This window comes from uncultured Xanthomonas sp. (assembly GCF_964278005.1).
GTDB classification, from domain to species: Bacteria; Pseudomonadota; Gammaproteobacteria; order Xanthomonadales; family Xanthomonadaceae; genus Xanthomonas_A; species Xanthomonas_A sontii.
Genome location: NZ_CAXYKF010000015.1, coordinates 393,616 through 409,471 on the forward strand (window position 1 = coordinate 393,616; position 15,856 = coordinate 409,471).

Sequence of the window (15,856 nt, forward strand, 5' to 3'; positions counted from 1 at the left end):
AGGCCTACTTGAGGGTGGACAGGAAAGCGGCGATGTCGGCGATCTCCTGGTCGGAGAAGCTTTCCGCCTGGGCCTGCATGGTCGGATGCTTGCGCTTGCCGAGCCGGTATTCGGTCAGCGCCTGGGTCAGGTACTGCGCCGACTGCCCGCCGATCTTGGGGATGCGGTAGCTGGGATAGGCGTTCTTGTAGCCGGTGACGCCGTGGCAGCCCTGGCAGGTGTAGGTGAGCACCCGGCCGTTGGCCGCGTTGCCCTGAACAGGCGCGGGTGCCGCGGCTGCGGCGGCGGGAGCGGCGGGCGCCGGCGCGGTCTGCGCCATGGCCGGGGCGGCCCCAACAGAAACGAGTACGGCCAGAGCAAAACAAGCGGCTAGCGGCTGCGTGCGCATGGTTTCGTGGTCCGGAGGACGGATTGGGGTTCCGGCGTGGGGGAACACGGAACGGCCCGAGTATAGCCTCACCTTTCGCGGCTCCGAAACTGGCGGCGGTGGGCGACCCGTGACCTTTGGGGCATTCGGCACGACGTCGATTGGTGATCTACTTATCTACAACACCATTCACGCCATCCACCAAGGACACGACGATGACGCGACCGCTCACGCGCCGCACTGCCACTTGCGCTGCCGCGCTGTTGGTCACCACCACGCTGCTGCTCGGCGGCTGCAAGCCGGCGGCGGAGGCCAAGGCCAAGGCCGCCGACAGCGAAAAGGCGCCGGAGGCGGTGCCGGTGGAGGTGGCGGCGGCCAGCCGCCGTGCGGTGGCGGCCAGCTACAGCGGCACCGCGGCGCTGGAGGCGCGCGCCGAATCGCAGGTGGTGGCCAAGACCTCCGGCGTGGCCCTGGCGGTGCTGGCCGAGGAAGGCCAGCAGGTGCGCGCCGGGCAGCCGCTGGTGCGGCTGGACCCCGACCGCGCGCGGCTGGCGCTGGCGCAGAGCGAGGCGCAACTGCGCAAGCTGGAGAACAACTACCGCCGCTCGCAGCAGCTGGTGGGCCAGCAACTGGTCAGCGCCGCCGACGTCGACCAGATCAAGTACGACCTGGCCAACGTGCGCGCGCAACACCAGTTGGCGGCGCTGGAACTGTCCTATGCCACGGTGGTGGCGCCGATCTCCGGAGTGATCGCCTCGCGCTCGATCAAGACCGGCAACTTCGTGCAGATCAATACGCCGATCTTCCGCATCGTCGACGATTCGCGGCTGGAAGCCACGCTCAACGTGCCCGAGCGCGAACTGGCCACGCTCAAGACCGGGCAGCCGGTGACCCTGCTGGCCGATGCGCTGCCGGGCAAGCAGTTCCGCGGCCGGGTCGACCGCATCGCGCCGGTGGTGGATGCCGGCAGCGGCACCTTCCGCGTGGTCTGCGCCTTCGACGAAGGGGCGGAGGCGCTGCAGCCGGGCATGTTCGGCCGCATCCGCATCGATTACGACCAGCGCGCCGATGCGCTGGTGGTGCCGCGGCTGGCGCTGCTCGACGACGGCGAGCCGGCGGTGTTCCGTGTGGTCGCCGGCAAGGTCGCGCGGGTGCCGGTGACGCTGGGCTATGCCGAAGGGCCGTGGGTGGAGATCCGCCAGGGCCTGCAGGCCGGCGACCAGGTGGTCACCGCCGGCAAGGTCGCGCTGCGCGACGGCAGCCGCGTGCAGGTGATCGCGCCGCAGCGCGAGGTTGCCGACGCCACCCCGGCCGCCACCGCCGGAGCGCGCTGATGCACGGCGCCGATTCCGACGCGCACGCACCGCCTGCGCCCGCCGCCGCGCAAGGCGGCGGCCTGGTCGAGTTCGCCACCCGCCGTCGCGTGACCATCGCGATGATCACGCTGACCATGCTGCTGTTCGGCGCGATCGCGCTGCACGGGCTCAAGGTCAACCTGCTGCCGGACCTGAGCTATCCGACCCTGACCGTGCGCACCGAGTACGCCGGCGCCGCGCCGTCGGAGATCGAGACGCTGGTGACCGAGCCGGTCGAAGAAGCGGTCGGCGTGGTCAAGAACCTGCGCAAGCTCAAGTCGGTCTCGCGCACCGGGCAGAGCGACGTGGTGCTGGAGTTCGCCTGGGGCACCAACATGGACCAGGCCAGCCTGGAGGTGCGCGACAAGATAGAGGCGCTGTCGCTGCCGCTGGAGGCCAAGGCGCCGGTGCTGCTGCGCTTCAATCCCTCCACCCAACCGATCATGCGCCTGGTGCTGTCGAGCAAGACCGCCGCGCACACCGACGCCGAGGCGGTGCGCGCGCTGACCCAGTTGCGTCGCTACGCCGACGAGGACCTGAAGAAGAAGCTGGAGCCGGTGGCGGGCGTGGCCGCGGTCAAGGTCGGCGGTGGGCTGGAGGACGAGATCCAAGTGGATATCGACCAGCAGCGGCTGGCGCAGCTCAACATGCCGATCGACACGGTGATCGCGCGGCTCAAGGACGAGAACGTCAATCTCTCCGGCGGACGCCTGGAGCAGGGGACGCAGCGCTACCTGGTGCGCACGGTCAACCAGTTCGCCGACCTGGACGAGATTCGCAACCTGTTGCTGACCACCCAGGGCGCCGGCGGCAACGCGGCCGACGTGGCCCTGCAGCAGATGTATGCGATCGCCGCCTCCACCGGCTCGGAAGCCGCGATTGCGGCGGCCTCGGCGGCGCAGAGCGCGACGTCCAGCACCACCACCACCGTCGCCGGCGGCATGCCGATCCGGCTCAAGGACGTGGCGCAGGTGCGGCAAGGCTACAAGGAGCGCGAGGCGATCATCCGCCTGGGCGGCAAGGAGGCGGTGGAACTGGCGATCTACAAGGAAGGCGACGCCAACACCGTGGCCACCGCGGCGGCGCTGCGCAAGCGCCTGGAACAGCTGCAGGCGCAGATTCCCGCCGACGCCGAACTGACCACGCTGGAAGACCAGTCGCGCTTCATCGAACACGCCATCGGCGACGTCAAGAAGGACGCGGTGATCGGCGGCCTGCTGGCGATCCTGATCATCTTCCTGTTCCTGCGCGATGGGTGGAGCACGTTCGTGATCGGGCTGTCGCTGCCGGTGTCGATCGTGACCACGTTCTTCTTCATGGATCGGCTCGGCCTGAGCCTCAACGTGATGTCGCTGGGCGGCCTGGCGCTGGCGACCGGCCTGGTGGTGGACGATTCGATCGTGGTGCTGGAAAGCATCGCCAAGGCGCGCGAGCGCGGGCTGAGCGTGCTCGATGCGGCGATCGTCGGCACCCGCGAGGTGGGCATGGCGGTGGTCGCCTCGACCCTGACCACGATCGCGGTGTTCCTGCCGCTGGTGTTCGTGGAGGGCGTGGCCGGGCAACTGTTCCGCGACCAGGCGTTGACCGTGGCGATCGCCATCGCGATCTCGCTGGTGGTGTCGATGACGCTGATCCCGATGCTCAGCTCGCTGAAGGGCCGTGCGCCGCTGGCGTTCCCGGTGGAGCCGGCGCCGCCGCACTGGCAGCCGCGGCGCGGCTGGCTGAAGCCGCTGGCCTGGAGCCGGCGCGGCGCAGGTGCGGCGGTGCGCGGCGTGTTCTTCGGCGCGGCCTGGCTGTGCGTGCGGCTGTGGCGCGGTGCGGTGGCGGTGGTCGCCCCGGTGATGCGCAAGGCCAGCGCCCTGGCGATGGCGCCGTACGCGCTGGCCGAGCGCGGCTATCTGCGGCTGCTGCCGGGTGCGTTGGCGCGTCCCGGCTGGGTGCTGGGGCTGGCGGCGCTGGCCTTCGCCGCGACCCTGGCGGTGGCGCCGCTGCTGGGCGCCGACCTGATCCCGCAGCTGGCGCAGGACCGCTTCGAGATGACGGTGAAGCTGCCGGCCGGCACGCCGCTGCGGCAGACCGATGCGCTGGTGCGCGAACTGCAGGAGGTGCACGGCAAGGACGCGGGCGTGCAGGCGCTGTACGGGGTCAGCGGCAGCGGCACCCGGCTCGACGCCAACCCCACCGAGAGCGGCGAGAACATCGGCAAGCTGACCATCGCCATGGCCGGCGGCGGCAGCGCGCAGTTCGAGGCGCAGCAGAGCGAGCGCATGCGCGCGACGATGCGCAACCATCCGGGCGTGCAGGTCGGTTTCAGCCGGCCGGAGCTGTTCAGTTTCTCCACGCCGCTGGAGATCGAACTGCGCGGCCAGGATCTGCAGACCATCCAGCACGCCGGGCAGAAGCTGGCGGCGCTGCTGCGCGGCAACGGCCACTTCGCCGACGTCAAATCCACGGTGGAGGAGGGCTTTCCGGAGATCCAGATCCGCTTCGACCAGGAACGTGCCGGTGCGTTGGGACTGACCACGCGGCAGATCGCCGACGTGGTGGTGAAGAAGGTGCGCGGCGACGTCGCCACCCGCTACAGCTTCCGCGACCGCAAGATCGACGTGCTGGTGCGCGCGCAACAGAGCGACCGCGCCAGCGTCGACAGCATCCGCCGGCTGATCGTCAACCCGGGCAGCAGCCGGCCGGTGACGCTGGACGCGGTCGCCGACGTGGTCGCCACCACCGGTCCCAGCGAGATCCACCGCGCCGACCAGATCCGCGTGGCGATCGTCTCGGCCAATCTGCGCGACATCGACCTGGGCACGGCGGTGCGCGAGGTGCGTGAGATGGTGGCGCGCGATCCGCTCGGCGCCGGCGTCGGCATGCACATCGGCGGGCAGGGCGAGGAACTGGCGCAGTCGGCGCGCTCGCTGCTGTTCGCGTTCGGCCTGGCGGTGTTCCTGGTGTACCTGGTGATGGCCTCGCAGTTCGAGTCGCTGCTGCATCCGTTCGTCATCCTGTTCACCATCCCGCTGGCACTGGTCGGCGCGGTGCTGGCGCTGCTGCTGACCGGCAAGCCGGTGTCGGTGGTGGTGTTCATCGGCCTGATCCTGCTGGTGGGCCTGGTGACCAAGAACGCGATCATCCTGATCGACAAGGTCAACCAGTTGCGCGAGGAGGGCGTGGCCAAGCGCGCGGCGCTGATCGAAGGCGCACGCTCGCGGTTGCGGCCGATCGTGATGACCACGCTGTGCACGCTGTTCGGCTTCCTGCCGCTGGCGATCGCCAGCGGCGAGGGCGCCGAGGTGCGCGCGCCGATGGCGATCACCGTGATCGGCGGGCTGCTGGTGTCCACGCTGCTGACCTTGCTGGTGATCCCGGTGGTCTACGACCGCCTGGACCGCCGCGCCGACGCGTACTACGCCGAGCGCGGGCGGCGTGCGCGGCAACGTGAAAACGGCGAGCAGCGCCTGCAGGACGGCGAGGGCGCGCCGGCATGAGCGTCGCCGAGTTCAGCATCCGCCGTCCGGTCACCACCATCATGTGCTTCGTCTCGCTGGTGGTGGTCGGGCTGATCGCCGCCTTCCGCCTGCCGCTGGAGGCCTTGCCGGACATCTCCGCGCCGTTCCTGTTCGTGCAGCTGCCGTACACCGGCTCCACTCCGGACGAGGTCGAGCGCAACCTGGTGCGGCCGACCGAGGAAGCGCTGGCGACGATGACCGGGATCAAGCGCATGCGCTCGACCGCCACCGCCGACGGCGCCAACATCTTCATCGAGTTCTCCGACTGGGACCGCGACATCGCCATCGCCGCCTCCGATGCGCGCGAGCGCATCGACGCGATCCGCGCCGACCTGCCGGCCGACCTGCGGCGCTACAACGTGTTCAAGTGGTCCAGCAGCGACCAGCCGGTGCTGAAGGTACGCCTGGCCGGCGCGGCCGACCTGACCGGCGCGTACGACATGCTCGATCGCGAGTTCAAGCGCCGCCTGGAGCGCATTCCCGGGGTGGCCAAGGTGTCGGTATCGGGCGCGCCGCCGAACGAGGTCGAGATCGCCATCGCCCCGGACCGGCTCAGCGCGCACAACCTCAGCCTCAACCAGCTCAGCGAGCGCCTGGGCAAGCTCAACTTCTCGCTGTCGGCTGGGCAGATCGACGACAACGGCCAGCGCCTGCGGGTGCAGCCGGTTGGCGAACTGCGCGACCTGCAGGAACTGCGCGACCTGGTCATCGACGCCAAGGGCCTGCGCCTGGGCGACATCGCCGAGGTGCGGCTGAAGCCGACCCGGATGAGTTACGGCCGGCGCCTGGACGGGCGTCCGGCGGTGGGCCTGGACGTGTTCAAGGAGCGCAGCGCGAATCTGGTCGAGGTCTCGCGCGCGGTGCTGGCCGAGGTCGAGCAGATCCGCAAGCAGCCGGCGCTGAGCGACGTGCAGATCAAGGTCATCGACAACCAGGGCAAGGCGGTGACCTCGTCGCTGGCGGAGCTGGCCGAAGCCGGCGCGGTCGGCCTGCTGCTGTCGGTGACGGTGTTGTTCTTCTTCCTGCGGCACTGGCCGTCGACCCTGATGGTGACCCTGGCGATCCCGATCTGCTTCGCGATCACCCTGGGCTTCATGTATTTCGCCGGGGTCACCCTCAACATCCTGACCATGATGGGCCTGCTGCTGGCGGTGGGCATGCTGGTGGACAACGCGGTGGTGGTGGTGGAGAGCATCTATCAGGAGCGCGAGCGCATGCCCGACCAGCCGCAGCGCGCCTCCATCCTCGGCACCCGCAATGTCGCCATCGCGCTGTCGGCCGGCACCCTGTGCCACTGCATCGTGTTCCTGCCGAACCTGTTCGGCGAGACCAACAACATCAGCATCTTCATGTCGCAGATCGCCATCACCATCTCGGTGTCGCTGCTGGCGTCGTGGCTGGTGGCGGTGAGCCTGATCCCGATGCTGTCGGCGCGCATGCGCACCCCGGCGCTGGTGCATTCCCCGGACGGGCTGATCCCGCGCCTGCAGCGCCGCTACGCGCGGGTGCTGGCCTGGTCGCTGGCGCACCGTGGCTGGAGCGTGTGCGCGATCGTGCTGATCAGCGCGCTGAGCGTGATCCCGATGCTGCAGACCAAGAAGGACATGTTCGGCGGCGACGGCGGCGAGCAGGTCTTCATCGGCTACCAGTGGAAGGGCGCCTACACGCGCGAGCAGATGGCCGAGGAAGTGACCCGGCTGGAACGCTTCATCGACGCGCGCCGCGCGCAGTACCACGTGACCCAGGTGTATTCCTGGTTCAGCGAGGAGGAGGGCAGCAGCACCACGCTCACCGTCGATCTGAAGCAGGTCCGCGACCTGCCGGCACTGATGGAACGCATCCGCAAGGAACTGCCGCGCTCGGCGCGGGTGGATTTCCACGTCGGCAACAGCAACGGCGGCGATGGCGGCAACGGCGGCGGGCAGACCGTGCAGGTGCAATTGGTCGGCGATTCCACCGAGGCGCTGCGCGCGCTCGCCGACGACGTGGTGCCGGTGCTGGCGCGGCGCAAGGAGCTGCGCGACGTGCGCGTGGACAGCGGCGATCGCAGCGCCGAACTGGCGGTGCGGGTGGACCGCGAGCGCGCCGCCGCGTTCGGCTTCAGCGCCGAGCAGGTCGCCAGCTTCGTCGGCCTGGCGCTGCGCGGCGCGTCGCTGCGCGAGTTCCGCCATGGCGACAACGAGGTGCCGGTGTGGGTGCGCTTCGCCGGTGCCGAGCAGACCTCGCCGGAAGACCTGGACAGCTTCAACGTGCGCACCCAGGACGGGCGCAGCGTGCCGCTGCTGAGCCTGGTCGAGACGCAGCCGCGCGCGGCCGCGACCCAGATCGCCAGGACCAACCGGCAGACCACGCTGACCATCACCGCCAACCTCGGCGCCAAGGTCACCGCGCCGGAAGCCAAACAGGCGATCGAGGACACCCTCAACGCAGTCAGCTTTCCGGTCGGCTACCGCTACAGCTTCGACGGCGCGGACGGCCAGGACGACGACCAGGCCAGCAAGCAGATGCTGTTCAATCTGCTGATCGCGCTGGTGATGATCTACGTGGTCATGGCCGCGATGTTCGAATCGCTGCTGTTCCCGGTGGCGATCATGAGCGGTGTGCTGTTCTCGGTGTTCGGCGTGTTCTGGCTATTCTGGATCACCGGCACCAGCTTCGGGATCATGGCCTTCATCGGCATCCTGGTGCTGATGGGCGTGGTGGTGAACAACGGCATCGTGATGATCGAGCACATCAACAACCTGCGCCGGCGCGGGCTGGGCCGCACCGAGGCGCTGATCGAAGGCTCGCGCGAGCGCCTTCGCCCGATCATGATGACCATGGGCACGGCGATCCTGGCGATGGTGCCGATCTCGCTGACCACCACGCAGATGTTCGGCGACGGCCCGGCCTACTACCCGATGGCGCGTGCGATCGCCGGCGGCCTGGCGTTCTCGACCGTGGTCAGCCTGCTGTTCCTGCCGACCATCTACGCGATCCTGGACGATCTGAGTAACGGCGTGGCGGGCTTGGTGCGTCATGCGCGTGGGCGTCGCGACGTGGCCGCGCAGATGGTGTCCTGATCCGGAGGCTTCAGACCACCTGTGGGAGGGGCTTCAGCCCCGACGTCGTACCGCCGAGGCGTCGGGACTGAAGTCCCTCCCACGAAGGCGAACCCGCGCGGTGACAGTTGCCGCCGCCGCGCGGCGGGTGTTCAACCCGCCAGCTTGCCGAAGATGCGGAAGCCGGCCAGCCACACGCCGAGCATGCTGCCCAGGTTGGTCAGCAGGAAGGTCAGTACCACCCGCGAGACGCGGTTGCGGTACCAGCCGCGCAGATTCTGCGCATCGTCGCGCAGCGCCAGGAAATCGCCATAGGCCGGCTTGCGCATGTGCACTTCGACGAGGGCGCTGAACGCCCCGGCCGGCACGCCCGGGCGGAACGGCTTCAGCGGCGCGGCGATGGCGCCGGCGATCACGCTCAGCGGATGCCCGCCGGCCAGGATGCAGCCCAGCCCGGCCAGGCCGCCGGTGAACAGCACCCACTGCAGCAGCAGGTCGGTGCCCAGGGCGAAGCCGCCGTGCCAGTAGCCCCAGGCCACGCCGCCCAGCACCAGCGCGGTCAGGGTCAGGGTGATCCACGGCACCTTCTTCTTGGTTTGCACCTCTTCCAGCGCCTTGCGCAGCGTCGCCGGGTCGTCCTGGTCGCCCTGCAGGTGCCGCGCCAGGCCGGCCAGGTGGCCCGCGCCGACCACCGCCAGCACGTCGCGCACGCCGGCACCGGGGGCGCCATCCAGCGGTTCGGCATTGCCGGCCAGCGGCAGCGCGCGCTGTTGCGCCTGTTCCTCGCGCAGGCGCGTGGCCATGTAGCGGTCGCGCTCGGCGATGATGGTGTCGTACAGCGCCGGGCTCTCGCTGGCGAAATCGCCGAAGCTGGCTTCGAGCATGTCGCCCTGCTTGAGCTTCTCGATCTCCGCCTCGCCGACCTCGTCGGAGGCGAACAAGCCGCCGAGCAGGCCGCTGGCCAGCTTCAGCTTGCCGAAGAAGCCGAGCCGGCTGGAGGCGCGCTTGAAGGTCAGGCCGACTTCGCGATCGATCAGGTACACCGGCAGTTGCCGTTCGCGCGCCAGCAGGACTGCGCGCTTGAGTTCAGCGCCGGGCTCGATGCCCAGTTGCTCGGCCAGGCGCCGCTGGTAGGCGGCCAGCGCCAGATTGGCGGCGAACAGGGCCACGCGGCCCTTGCGGATCACCTGCACCAGGTCCAGCTTGGTCAGTGCGTCCGGGTCGGTCAGCGCCTGCAGGCGTTGCGGATCCAGTTCCACCGCCACCGCATCGAAACGGCCGCTGCCGATCGCCCGTTCCACCGCGGCGACGCTGGCCAGGGACACGTGTGCGGTGCCGAGCAGGGTGTAGCGGATGCCATCGCGTTCGACGATGCGGTACGGCTGGCCGTCGAACAGCGCATCGTCGCCGTCGGCCTGGGAAAGTTCGTTCATTCCATCACTCATCGGAGGGCGCCTCGTCGGCGCCGGGGCTCAGCGGGCATGGGGGTGTGAGGGCATCGGCCGCGACAGGCATGGGCGCCTGCGGCCGGGTCGCGCCGCGCCGCAGTCAACGGCGCTGCACAAGCGAAGACCCGGCACGGCGCTGCGGGTCAGTCGATGTAGCGCTTCAGCAGGTCGCCGTAGGCATCGATGCGGCGGTCGCGCAGGAATGGCCAGATCCGCCGCACGTGCTCGCTGCGCTGCAGGTCGACGTCGCAGACCAGCACGGTCGGCTCGCCACCGGCCTCGGCGATGAACTCGCCCTGCGGACCGAGCACGTGGCTGTTGCCCCAGAACTGGATGCCCGACGCGCCCAGCGGCGACGGCTCGTGGCCGACCCGGTTGCAGCTCAGCACCGGCACGCCATTGGCCACGGCATGGCCGCGATGGCTGAGGATCCAGGCATCGCGCTGGCGTTCCTGCTCGGCTTGTTCGTCGTTGGGATCCCAGCCGATCGCGGTCGGATACAGCAGCAGTTCGGCACCGGCCAGCGCCATCAGCCGCGCCGCTTCCGGGTACCACTGGTCCCAGCACACCAGCACGCCGAGGCGGCCGACCGAGGTCTGGATCGGGGTGAAGCCCAGATCGCCCGGGGTGAAGTAGAACTTCTCGTAGAAACCCGGATCGTCGGGGATGTGCATCTTGCGGTACTTACCGACCAGGCTGCCGTCCTTTTCGAACACCACCGCGGTGTTGTGGTACAGGCCGGCGGCGCGGCGCTCGAACAGCGAGCCGACCAGGACCACGCCATGGCGCTTGGCCAGCGCGCCCAGGCGCTCGGTGCTGGGGCCGGGAATCGGCTCGGCCAGGTCGAATTCGTCCACCGATTCGTGCTGGCAGAAGTACGCGCCGTTGTGCAGTTCCTGCAGCAGCACCAGCTGCGCGCCCTGCGCGGCGGCCTCGGCCACACGCGATTCGATCGCTGCCAGGTTCGCCGCGGCGTCGCCGTGGTTGCGCTCCTGGATCAGCGCGACGGAAAGAGTGGTTCGGGTCATTGCGGAATCAAGGTTCGCGGTAAACCGGCATGGTAGCGCGGATGGCCGCGCGGCAGGTTCCGGGGAGATGAATCCCGCGCCACGCGTGGCGGCGGCGCGGGTGCTCGGTGCTGCGCCGGCGTGCGGCGCAGGCGCGGCGGTTCAGTCCGCCAGCAGTCCGGCCGGCAGTTGCATGGTGATGCAGTGCAGGCTGCCGTTCTGCCAGATCAGCGCGCGGCAGGGGATCGGCACGATCTCGTGCTGCGGGAAGGCCTGCGCCATCACCGCCTGCGCCTGCGCATCGGCCGCGTCGCCGTAGGCCGGCATCAGCACCGCGCCGTTGACGATCAGGAAATTGGCGTAGGACGCGGCCAGGCGCCGGCCCTGATCGATCACCGGCTGCGCCCACGGCAGCGGGAACAGGCGATAGGGCGCGCCCTCGGCGGTACGCAATGCGGCCAGTTCGGCGCCCATCGCCTGCAGCTCGGCGTAGTGCGAATCGCCGGCGTCGTCGCAGGCCTGGTAGACGATGGCGTCGGGGCCAGCGAAGCGGGCGAGGGTGTCGATGTGCGCGTCGGTGTCGTCGCCTTCCAGGTAGCCGTGGTCCAGCCACAGCACGCGCTGCTGCGCCAGCCAGTCGGCCAGATCGTGGCTGAGCGATTCGCGGCTGCGCTGCGGGTGGCGCTCGTGCAGGCACTGCCAGGTGGTCAGCAGGGTGCCGGCGCCGTCGCAGTCGATGGCGCCGCCTTCCAGGGCGAAGTCGATGCGGCGCACGTCGCTGTCGGCGAACAGGCCCTGCTCGGCCAGCACGCTCACCAACTGGTCGTCACGACTGGCCTGGAACTTGCCGCCCCAGCCGGTGAAGCGGAAGTCCAGCAGCTGGAAGCCGCCGCCGGCGCGCGCCAGGGTGATCGGGCCGGAATCGCGCAGCCAGGTGTCGTCGTACTCGGCCTCGACGAAGCGCACCCGCTGCATGTCCACCCGCGCCGAGCGCAGCCGCGCCTCGGCGTAGATCTGCAGGTCGGCGTCGGCCACGCAGATCAGCACCCGCTGGAAACGCACGATCGCCGCGACCAGGGCGATGTAGGTTTCCTCGACCTCGGCCAGGCGCTCGGCCCAGTCGGTGCCGGCATGCGGCCAGGCGATCAGGATGGCGGACTGGGGCTCCCATTCGGCGGGAAGGCGAAGACGATCAGACATTGCGACCACTACTCAGGTTGTGCCCGGCATCGCGCCAGGGTGTGTGTCGTTCGTATCCCGCACCGGCGGGGCGCGGGAGCTTTGCGCCGCGCCGCGGCTGGGCGACCGCGACGCGGCAGTGCTGGGGTGCTCGGCCAGGCGCACGCGCGACCGGGCGCAGGGTCGGCGTCAGCGGATCGCGGGTTTCGGGCCGATCTCGTTGGCGTCGGCCTTGTTGGCGACCACGTCCACCACCTTCTGTCTCTCGAAGTACACGGTGAAGGCCGGATAGACCCAGCGGTTGATGGTCGGCCATTGCCGCTTCTGGCCGCCACGCGGCTCCAGCTTCTGCTGCGGTGCGCCGTGGCGCGCCTGCACCTGGGCCATGCTCAGGCCGCGGGTCGGCAGCGCCGCGGCGGGCTCTTCCTTGACCCGGTCGACCAGCAGGGTCTCGGCGTGGGCGCCGCCGGCCAGGCCCAACACGGCCAGCAGCGGCAGGACGGACAGACGATGCTTCATCACGTGTACTCCCCAGAGGACGAGCGCCGATTACAGCAAACTTCGATAACAAAAAACCGCCCGAAGGCGGCTTTCGTCGACGACCGGCCATCGCTGCGCGCGGCGCGGCAGGGCAGGCCGGGTCGGATCAGCGCTGACGCGCCTTGAAACGGGGGTTGGACTTGCAGATCACGAAGACCTTGCCGCGGCGGCGGACCACCTTGCAGTCGCGGTGACGGGCCTTCGCCGACTTCAGGGAGGACAGGACTTTCATGGCACACCTCGGCGTAAACTTGTGGATTCGAAGGAGGGCGGCACGGCCGAAACCATGGCGCGGGATCAGTAAGCCGGCGATTGTAGCCTGGTTTTCTTCATGGTTTCAACTGCTTGCGCCAGCCCGGCCGGCGTCGGCGCTACAATGCGCCGCCCCCCGTCCGAGGAACCGCATGAACGAGCCCGCTCCCGTCCTGACCATCGATGGCCCTTCCGGGGCCGGCAAAGGCACCGTCAGCCGCATCGTCGCCGCCCGCCTGGGCTGGCATTACCTGGATTCGGGGGCGCTGTACCGGGCGGTCGGGGTGGCGGCCAGCTGGGCCAATCTGGACATTTCCGACGCCGCCGCCCTGGTGCGCTGCGCGTTCGACACCCGGGTGGATTTCGACGAGGTCGCCGATGGCGGCCTGCGGGTGCGGATCAACGGCGCCGATGCCACCGACGAGCTGCGCCTGGAGACCACTGGTGCGGTGGCCTCGGCGATCGCCGCCATCCCCGAGGTGCGTGCGGCGCTGAAACAGCGCCAGCGCGCCTTCCGCACCCCGCCGGGGCTGGTCGCCGACGGCCGCGACATGGGGACGGTGATTTTTCCGGACGCCCCGTACAAGGTGTTCCTGACCGCCAGCGCCGAGGAGCGCGCCCAGCGCCGGCATAAGCAGTTGAAGGAAAAAGGGGTTTCGGTTATATTCGACGACCTGCTGCGCGAGATCATGGCCCGCGACGCACGCGATGCGCAACGCGCGGTGGCCCCGCTGAGGCCGGCAGACGATGCCGTCCTCCTCGATACCACCGGCATGGACATCGACCAGGTGGTGGGCCGCGTCCTGCAGTTGCTGCCGGTCTGAGCGGCACGCAGGGCAGGGCAGCAGTTTGGTGGCGTCATGCACGCCACCGGTTCCTCGTTACACCCGCAACATCCATGTTCCACCGATAGCGTCAAAGGCTCCGCTGCGCAATTCCGCGCTGCGGTTTTTCCATTCCACACCCGGCCGCTGTTCGGGCCGACTAACAGGTGGACAGTCGCTGTTTTCCAGAAGAAAACGCCCTGTCCGTGTGTCCACTAGAGTAATTTCAAATGACCGAATCTTTTGCCGAACTGTTCGAAGCCAGCCAAGCCAACCTGGCCAAGCTGAAGCCCGGCGCCATCGTCACCGGTACCGTCGTGGAAGTCCGCGGCGACGTGGTGGTGATCAACGCCGGCCTGAAGTCCGAAGGCATCGTGCCGATCGAGCAGTTCCGTAACGACGCTGGCGAAATCGACGTCGCCGAAGGCGACCTGGTCAAGGTCGCGCTCGACTCGCTCGAGAACGGCTTCGGCGAGACCGTGCTGTCGCGCGAGAAGGCCAAGCGCGCCATGGTGTGGGACGAGCTGGAAGAAGCGTTGGAGAAGAACGAGACCATCACCGGCCGCATCAGCGGCAAGGTCAAGGGTGGTTTCACCGTGGACATCAAGGATGTCCGCGCGTTTCTGCCCGGTTCGCTGGTGGATGTGCGCCCGGTGCGCGACCCGGCCTACCTGGAAGGCAAGGAACTGGAGTTCAAGCTGATCAAGCTGGACCGCAAGCGCAACAACGTGGTGGTCTCGCGTCGTGCGGTGGTCGAGAGCGAGCACTCGGAAGAGCGCGAGCAGCTGATGGACAAGCTGCAGGAAGGCGCGATCCTGAAGGGCGTGGTCAAGAACCTGACCGACTACGGCGCGTTCGTGGACCTGGGCGGCATCGACGGCCTGCTGCACATCACCGACATGGCCTGGAAGCGCGTGCGCCATCCGTCCGAAGTGGTCAACGTCGGCGACGAGCTGGACGTGCGCGTGCTGAAGTTCGATCGCGAGCGTAACCGCGTCAGCCTCGGCCTGAAGCAGCTGGGCGAGGATCCGTGGGACAACATCGCGCGTCGTTACCCGGCCAACAGCCGCGTGTTCGGCAAGGTCTCCAACGTCACCGATTACGGCGCGTTCGTCGAGATCGAGCCGGGCGTGGAAGGCCTGGTGCACGTGTCCGAGATGGACTGGACCAACAAGAACGTCAACCCGTCCAAGGTCGTGCAGGTCGGCGACGAAGTCGAAGTGATGGTGCTGGACGTGGACGAAGAGCGTCGCCGCATCTCGCTGGGCATGAAGCAGGTCGCCGCCAATCCGTGGGAGACCTTCGCCGCCACCCACAAGAAGAACGACAAGGTGTCCGGCCAGATCAAGTCGATCACCGACTTCGGCATCTTCATCGGCCTGGACGGCGGCATCGACGGCCTGGTGCACCTGTCCGACATCAGCTGGAACACCACCGGCGAAGACATCGTGCGCAACTTCAAGAAGGGCGACACGCTGGAAGCCGTGGTGCTGGCGGTGGACCCGGAGCGCGAGCGTATCAGCCTGGGCGTCAAGCAGCTGGAGCAGGATCCGTTCGGCCAGTACATGGCCGCCAACCCGAAGGGCTCGAAGGTCGAGGGCGTGGTGCGTGAAGTGGACGCCAAGGGCGCCACCATCGACCTGGCCGACGGCATCGAAGGCTACGTCGCCGCGCGCGACATCGCCAACGAGCGCGTCGACGACGCCAGCCAGCACCTGAAGGTCGGCGACAAGATCGAAGCCAAGTTCGTGGGCATGGACCGCAAGGGCCGCACCCTGCAACTGTCGATCAAGGCCAAGGACGATGCCGAAATGCGCGAAGTGCTGGAGGAATACCAGTCCGCGTCGGGCGGCACCACCCAGCTGGGCGCGCTGCTGCGTGCGCAGCTGAACGGCAACAAGTCCGAGTAATCCGCCACACGCAGCGTTACTGGCACGGCCCGGTGTTCCCGGGCCGTGCCAGGTTGCGACCCCACTGCACGCATCCGTAAATGACCAAATCCGAGCTGATCGAAATCCTGGCGCGCAAGCAGGCGCATCTGAAGTCGGACGACGTCGATCTGGCGGTGAAGTCGTTGTTGGAAATGATGGGCGGCGCCCTGTCCGGCGGCGATCGCATCGAGATCCGCGGCTTCGGCAGCTTTTCCCTGCATTACCGGCCGCCGCGCCTGGGACGCAATCCCAAGACCGGCGAGTCCGTCGCGCTTCCCGGCAAGCACGTGCCGCATTTCAAGCCCGGCAAGGAGCTGCGCGAGCGCGTGAGCGGCGTCGTCCCGGTCGAATCCGACACGCCCTGAGCCCGGCGTCCGGCGCTTGCCGGAATCCACGCCTGTTCGGC

The 15,856-nt window shown here is 68.9% G+C and carries 12 protein-coding genes; 6 read left to right on the top strand and 6 right to left on the bottom strand.

Annotation, left to right across the window (positions count from 1 at the left end; translation table 11 throughout):
• Positions 1-4: 4 nt before the first annotated feature.
• Positions 5-388, bottom strand: coding sequence for a cytochrome c (locus tag ACHWVH_RS10215; RefSeq protein WP_026143839.1), 384 nt, complete (start codon positions 386-388; stop codon positions 5-7).
• A gap of 194 nt (positions 389-582) precedes the next feature.
• Here ACHWVH_RS10215 and ACHWVH_RS10220 point away from each other — a divergent pair, with 194 nt between their 5' ends.
• Genes ACHWVH_RS10220 through ACHWVH_RS10230 form a run of 3 tightly spaced genes read left to right on the top strand, consistent with a single transcriptional unit; the run spans position 583 to position 8,290 of the window.
• The gene (locus ACHWVH_RS10220) at positions 583-1,701 is read left to right on the top strand and encodes an efflux RND transporter periplasmic adaptor subunit (protein ID WP_295914039.1); all 1,119 of its coding nucleotides are present in this window, start codon (positions 583-585) and stop codon (positions 1,699-1,701) included.
• Positions 1,701-5,207, top strand: a complete 3,507-nt coding sequence (locus ACHWVH_RS10225; protein WP_394687081.1) for an efflux RND transporter permease subunit — start codon at positions 1,701-1,703, stop codon at positions 5,205-5,207. Before ACHWVH_RS10220 ends, ACHWVH_RS10225 begins: the two co-directional genes overlap by 1 nt.
• Positions 5,204-8,290: an efflux RND transporter permease subunit gene (locus tag ACHWVH_RS10230; RefSeq protein WP_394687082.1), complete on the top strand. Its 3,087-nt coding sequence runs from the start codon at positions 5,204-5,206 to the stop codon at positions 8,288-8,290. Before ACHWVH_RS10225 ends, ACHWVH_RS10230 begins: the two co-directional genes overlap by 4 nt.
• A 131-nt stretch (positions 8,291-8,421) precedes the next feature.
• Here ACHWVH_RS10230 and ACHWVH_RS10235 read toward each other — a convergent pair whose 3' ends face one another.
• The 5 genes from ACHWVH_RS10235 to ykgO form a co-directional block, all read right to left on the bottom strand.
• Positions 8,422-9,714: a TraB/GumN family protein gene (locus tag ACHWVH_RS10235; protein ID WP_148829478.1), complete on the bottom strand. Its 1,293-nt coding sequence runs from the start codon at positions 9,712-9,714 to the stop codon at positions 8,422-8,424.
• 146 nt (positions 9,715-9,860) lie between these two features.
• The gene (locus ACHWVH_RS10240; protein ID WP_394687083.1) at positions 9,861-10,745 is read right to left on the bottom strand and encodes a carbon-nitrogen hydrolase; all 885 of its coding nucleotides are present in this window, start codon (positions 10,743-10,745) and stop codon (positions 9,861-9,863) included.
• A 141-nt stretch (positions 10,746-10,886) separates the two neighbouring features.
• Positions 10,887-11,924, bottom strand: coding sequence for an agmatine/peptidylarginine deiminase (locus tag ACHWVH_RS10245; protein ID WP_394687084.1), 1,038 nt, complete (start codon positions 11,922-11,924; stop codon positions 10,887-10,889).
• Positions 11,925-12,092: 168 nt separating this feature from the next.
• The gene (locus ACHWVH_RS10250) at positions 12,093-12,422 is read right to left on the bottom strand and encodes a hypothetical protein (protein ID WP_394687085.1); all 330 of its coding nucleotides are present in this window, start codon (positions 12,420-12,422) and stop codon (positions 12,093-12,095) included.
• A gap of 127 nt (positions 12,423-12,549) precedes the next feature.
• A complete protein-coding gene (gene ykgO, locus ACHWVH_RS10255; protein ID WP_010342887.1) occupies positions 12,550-12,675 on the bottom strand; it encodes a type B 50S ribosomal protein L36 in 126 nt (41 codons plus the stop codon).
• A 172-nt stretch (positions 12,676-12,847) separates the two neighbouring features.
• Between ykgO and cmk the strand changes: the two genes are divergently transcribed.
• The 3 genes from cmk to ACHWVH_RS10270 all read left to right on the top strand — a co-directional run bounded on the left by cmk (position 12,848) and on the right by ACHWVH_RS10270 (position 15,815).
• Positions 12,848-13,519 (top strand): (d)CMP kinase, encoded by a 672-nt coding sequence (gene cmk / locus ACHWVH_RS10260; protein WP_394687086.1) that lies wholly within the window; start codon positions 12,848-12,850, stop codon positions 13,517-13,519.
• 230 nt (positions 13,520-13,749) lie between these two features.
• Entirely contained in the window at positions 13,750-15,429 is a 1,680-nt protein-coding gene (gene rpsA, locus ACHWVH_RS10265) for a 30S ribosomal protein S1 (protein WP_010342889.1), read from the top strand.
• An 80-nt stretch (positions 15,430-15,509) separates the two neighbouring features.
• Positions 15,510-15,815, top strand: coding sequence for an integration host factor subunit beta (locus ACHWVH_RS10270; protein ID WP_010342890.1), 306 nt, complete (start codon positions 15,510-15,512; stop codon positions 15,813-15,815).
• The last annotated feature ends 41 nt before the right edge of the window (positions 15,816-15,856 follow it).

Bases quoted from the DNA above. Each gene is read 5' to 3' on its own strand.
- ACHWVH_RS10215 (WP_026143839.1), bottom strand. From the start codon at position 388: ATGCGCACGCAGCCGCTAGCCGCTTGTTTTGCTCTGGCCGTACTCGTT.
- ACHWVH_RS10220 (WP_295914039.1), top strand. From the start codon at position 583: ATGACGCGACCGCTCACGCGCCGCACTGCCACTTGCGCTGCCGCGCTG.
- ACHWVH_RS10225 (WP_394687081.1), top strand. From the start codon at position 1,701: ATGCACGGCGCCGATTCCGACGCGCACGCACCGCCTGCGCCCGCCGCC.
- ACHWVH_RS10230 (WP_394687082.1), top strand. From the start codon at position 5,204: ATGAGCGTCGCCGAGTTCAGCATCCGCCGTCCGGTCACCACCATCATG.
- ACHWVH_RS10235 (WP_148829478.1), bottom strand. From the start codon at position 9,714: ATGAGTGATGGAATGAACGAACTTTCCCAGGCCGACGGCGACGATGCG.
- ACHWVH_RS10240 (WP_394687083.1), bottom strand. From the start codon at position 10,745: ATGACCCGAACCACTCTTTCCGTCGCGCTGATCCAGGAGCGCAACCAC.
- ACHWVH_RS10245 (WP_394687084.1), bottom strand. From the start codon at position 11,924: ATGTCTGATCGTCTTCGCCTTCCCGCCGAATGGGAGCCCCAGTCCGCC.
- ACHWVH_RS10250 (WP_394687085.1), bottom strand. From the start codon at position 12,422: ATGAAGCATCGTCTGTCCGTCCTGCCGCTGCTGGCCGTGTTGGGCCTG.
- ykgO (WP_010342887.1), bottom strand. From the start codon at position 12,675: ATGAAAGTCCTGTCCTCCCTGAAGTCGGCGAAGGCCCGTCACCGCGAC.
- cmk (WP_394687086.1), top strand. From the start codon at position 12,848: ATGAACGAGCCCGCTCCCGTCCTGACCATCGATGGCCCTTCCGGGGCC.
- rpsA (WP_010342889.1), top strand. From the start codon at position 13,750: ATGACCGAATCTTTTGCCGAACTGTTCGAAGCCAGCCAAGCCAACCTG.
- ACHWVH_RS10270 (WP_010342890.1), top strand. From the start codon at position 15,510: ATGACCAAATCCGAGCTGATCGAAATCCTGGCGCGCAAGCAGGCGCAT.